Raw genomic sequence first — 4,616 nt, 5'->3', positions numbered from 1 at the left:
TTTTTCCAATTTATTCGGAGCTGATCGTTTGGTTTTGCTTTTATTCAGTGATTTTAATTGTTTTGATTTTGATGTCTTTTTCTGGTTTATCATTGGCGCCGACTTCAGTTTCAGCAATTTTATCAACGATGTCTAAACCTTCGATTGTTTGTCCAAATACTGTGTAAGAGCCATCAAGAGAGGGTACGCCTTTTAATTTTTCATACGCTTCTTTAACGCTGTCAGTGTATTGAATTGAATCGTTTTTAATTTCAGCGGCTGTTAAAAATTTATTTTGTACGATGTAGAATTGGCTGCCGTTTGTATCTGGGCCAGCATTTGCCATTGCAAGTGCACCACGGAAATGATACAGGTTGTTTGAAATTTCATTTTTGAAAGGTTTTTTCCAGATGCTTTCGCCGCCTGTACCGTCACCTTTAGGATCTCCTGATTGAATCATGAAATTATCGATTACACGATGGAATAACAAGCCATCATAATAACCGTCTTTTGCATGAGTGACGAAGTTTTCAACTGCTTTAGGTGCTTCTTTTGGGAAAAGTTTAATTTTCACAGTACCTTCAGTTGTTTCGATAGTTGCGACAGGTTGGCCTTTTTCAACTTTATCATCTAATTGTACCAATTTTGGTTCAGTTTTTTTCTCTGTTTTTGTTTCGTTATTGCTGTTTTCTTTTTTTGATGTGTCATCTTTAGCACTTGATGAACAGGCGGCTAGCGTAAACATGGCTATCGCAAGTGTAAGTAATAATGCAATTTTTTTCATTTGTAATTCCTCCTTAGGTCAACACTACGATTTTAGCATAATTTAAGGCCATATATAAAGCTAAATCCTTTCTATTTTTTACTATGTCAGGGAATTAGATGAAAGGCTGCGCGGTTCTATCATATTTAAGGGGAATTTGATATAATCATAAGGAGTTAATTATAGAGGAGAGTGACTATGCGTATATTATTTATTGGTGATGTGGTAGGTTCATTAGGACGCGAGATGATTACTACATATTTACCGTTATTGAAACAAAAACATCAACCTAACGTGACAATTATTAATGGTGAGAATGCTGCCAGCGGGCGTGGGATTACAGAGAAAATTTATAAAAAATTCATGACTGATGGCGCACAAATGATTACGATGGGAAACCATACGTGGGATAATCGTGACATTTTTGAATTTATTGATGATGCTAAATGCTTGATTCGTCCGGCTAATTTCCCGGAAGGAACACCTGGTAAAGGTTTAGCTTATGTTCGTTATAACAATGTTGAAGTGGCGGTTATCAATCTACAAGGACGTACTTTCTTAGCAGATTTGGATGACCCCTTCCGTAAAGCGGATGAGTTAATTGCTGAAGCGCGTGAACGTACAGATATGATTTTTGTTGATTTCCATGCTGAAACAACAAGTGAAAAAGAAGCGATGGGCTTTTACCTGGATGGGCGTGTTTCTGCCATTGTAGGTACACATACTCATGTTCAAACAGCAGATGAACGTATTTTACCAAGAGGAACTGCGTACATTACAGACGTTGGGATGACAGGCCCTTATGATGCGTGTCTCGGTATGAATAAAGAGGCAGTCATTAGTCGCTTTTTAACACAAATGCCTACACGTTTTGAAGTGCCAAAAGAAGGGCGTACAACGCTAAGCGGCACATTAGTAGATATTGATCCTAAAACAGGCTTGGCTAAACGTATCGAACGGATTGTAATTAATGAGGATCACCCGTTCCGACCAGAATAGGAGGAATAACATGTATTCTGAAGATGATATTATCAAAAAAACAGCGGAGTTAACAGCTGCAATCCAAAAAACTGAAGAAGTGGCATTTTATCGAGAAGTTGAAAAACAAATTGCGCAAAATCAAAAAATTTCTCAACGTGTGGATCAAATCAAAGCGCTTCAAAAAGAAGTTGTTAATCTTGAACATTATCAAAAGGTGAATGCCGCTAAAGAGATCAATGACCAAATAGATACATTACAAGCATCAATTAATGAATTGCCAATTGTACAACAGTTCCGTCATTCACAAATGGATGTCAACGAGTTGCTCCAATTAATGATGCGTAATATGTCAATCAGTGTGAATGAAGAAATGGAAAAGTCTACTACTAAAGAATAGAAGGAGTCGACATAGATGGCTTATACCCCAATGATTCAGCAATATCTTGCAATTAAAGAACAGCATCAAGACGCCTTTCTTTTTTTCCGACTAGGTGATTTTTATGAAATGTTCTTTGAAGATGCACTTAAAGCATCACAATTATTAGAAATTACGCTCACTGCACGTGATGGTGGAGACCAAGGTAAAATACCGATGTGCGGTGTTCCTTATCATGCTGTACAAGGTTATATCGATCGTTTAGTAGGCAAAGGGCATAAAATTGCAATTTGTGAACAGGTAGAAGATGCAAAACTCGCTAAAGGAATGGTTAAACGCGAAGTTGTACAAGTTATTTCACAAGGAACATTAATGGAACGTGGCGGCTTGAATGAGAAAGAAAACAACTATTTAGCAGCTGTCGTTGAACATGCATCGCAACAATATGGTTTAGCTTACTGTGATTTATCAACAGGAGAAATGGCCATGACATACTTTGCAGCGGATTCGCAAAAATTAATTGATGAATTAAGTACAATTAATGCAAAAGAAGTAATTATGGCATCTGATACAGATGAAGCATTACTTGAACAATTACGATTGCAACTTAATGTGATGATTTCCCATAATGATGCCTTGAATTGTGCCAAATCACATGCCTCACTTTTGAGCCAAACAATTAATGAAGTTGAACATCAAGCGGTATCGCGTTTGTTGAATTATCTTGATGATACCCAAAAACGTGATTTAACACATCTACAACCTGCGAATCATTATGAATTAAACTTGTTTATGAAAATTGATTTTTATTCGAAGCGTAACCTTGAAATTACCGATTCAATTCGTGGTAAAGGACGTCAAGGAACGTTGTTGTGGTTATTAGATGAAACACAAACCGCAATGGGTGGCCGAATGCTGAAACAATGGTTAGATCGCCCGTTAATTGAACGCTCTCAAATTGAACGACGCCAAGATAATGTGGCTGCGTTGATGACTTATTTCTTTGAACGTCAAGAATTGGCGCAAGCATTGAAACAAGTTTATGATTTAGAACGTTTAAGTGGTCGTGTGGCATATGGTAATGTGAATGCCCGTGATTTAGTGCAATTGCGTCAATCACTGCAACAAATACCCGCAATTAAAGAGTTGTTAGAGTCGATGACAGATGCTAACTTAAAAACATTAGGCCAAAGGTTAAACCCTGTTACTGAATTACGCACACTGCTTGAAGAAGCGGTGGTAGATACACCGCCTATCGCACTCAAAGAAGGTGGCATGATTCGTAATGGCTATAATGCTGATTTAGATGTGTACCAAGATGCGATGCATAATGGTAAATCATGGTTGGCGGCGTTAGAAACACAAGAACGTGAAGCAACCGGTATTAAAAACCTTAAAATTGGTTATAACCGTGTGTTTGGTTATTACATTGAAATTACGCGCTCACATTTAGCGAATGTGCCAGAAGACCGTTATGAACGTAAACAAACCCTTTCAAATGCAGAACGTTTTATCACACCTGAATTGAAAGAGAAAGAACGTATTATTCTAGAAGCGGAAGAAAAAAGCTTAGCATTAGAATATAGCTTGTTCCTTGAGTTACGTGAGGCGGTAAAAGCATATATTGAACCGCTACAAACGTTAGCAAAAGCGATCAGTGAAATTGATGTGCTACAAAGTTTTGCTTCAGTAAGTGAATCACAACAATTCACACGACCGGTTTTCTCGAATAACCGCGAGATGAACATTGTAAATGGTCGTCATCCCGTCGTTGAAAAAGTACTGGGTCATCAAAGTTATGTCGCAAATGACTGTGTGATGCATAATGATCGTCAGCTATTGTTGATTACAGGGCCAAACATGTCAGGTAAAAGTACGTACATGCGTCAAATCGCTTTAATTGCGATATTGGCTCAAGTCGGTTGCCAAGTACCTGCCACAGAAGCAGAATTGCCATTATTTGACCAAGTATTTACACGAATTGGTGCAGCCGATGATTTAATTTCAGGCCAAAGTACTTTTATGGTGGAGATGCTTGAAGCGAATAACGCGATTCAAAATGCAACACCGGACAGTTTGATTTTATTTGATGAAATTGGTCGAGGCACGGCAACCTATGACGGAATGGCATTAGCACAGTCGATGATTGAGTATATTGACGAAAATGTGCATGCTAAAACACTCTTTTCAACACATTATCATGAATTAACAGCTTTATCTGATACGCTGGAACATCTTTTTAATGTACACGTGACTGCGGTAGAAGAAGATGGTAAAGTGGTATTCTTGCATAAGATAGAGGAAGGACCTGCTGATCAAAGTTATGGTATCCATGTGGCACGCTTAGCTCATTTACCTGATGCCTTAATCGAACGCGCCGGTCATATTTTAGAACAACTTGAACAAAAAGAACAGGTGATTATCCAAGCGCCATTAGAACGAAAAACGGCACCACTTTCAACTTTGGCGGTGAAAGAGGTTGTTAAAGAAGAACAACAGCCGCAACAAACGCTGGAG

General features: G+C 38.3%; 4 protein-coding genes. 3 read left to right on the top strand and 1 reads right to left on the bottom strand.

The genetic code is table 11. From position 1 onward, the window contains the following. Positions 1-40: 40 nt before the first annotated feature. Positions 41-763, bottom strand: coding sequence for a peptidylprolyl isomerase (locus IKV95_RS09290; protein WP_069125541.1), 723 nt, complete (start codon positions 761-763; stop codon positions 41-43). A gap of 177 nt (positions 764-940) precedes the next feature. Between IKV95_RS09290 and IKV95_RS09285 the strand changes: the two genes are divergently transcribed. The 3 genes from IKV95_RS09285 to mutS all read left to right on the top strand — a co-directional run. Further along, a complete protein-coding gene (locus tag IKV95_RS09285; protein WP_029090974.1) occupies positions 941-1,741 on the top strand; it encodes a TIGR00282 family metallophosphoesterase in 801 nt (266 codons plus the stop codon). A 10-nt stretch (positions 1,742-1,751) separates the two neighbouring features. Then, positions 1,752-2,120 carry a YlbF/YmcA family competence regulator gene (locus IKV95_RS09280; RefSeq protein WP_069120495.1) on the top strand — a complete coding sequence of 123 codons (369 nt, stop codon included), beginning with the start codon at positions 1,752-1,754 and terminating at the stop codon, positions 2,118-2,120. 15 nt (positions 2,121-2,135) lie between these two features. After that, the coding region (gene mutS, locus IKV95_RS09275) for a DNA mismatch repair protein MutS (protein ID WP_287451702.1) at positions 2,136-4,616 on the top strand (2,481 nt) is incomplete at its 3' end.

The sequence above is a fragment of the Brochothrix sp. genome, from assembly GCF_017549435.1.
GTDB lineage: Bacteria > Bacillota > Bacilli > Lactobacillales > Listeriaceae > Brochothrix > Brochothrix thermosphacta.
This window is presented reverse-complemented; position numbering and strand designations above follow the sequence as displayed.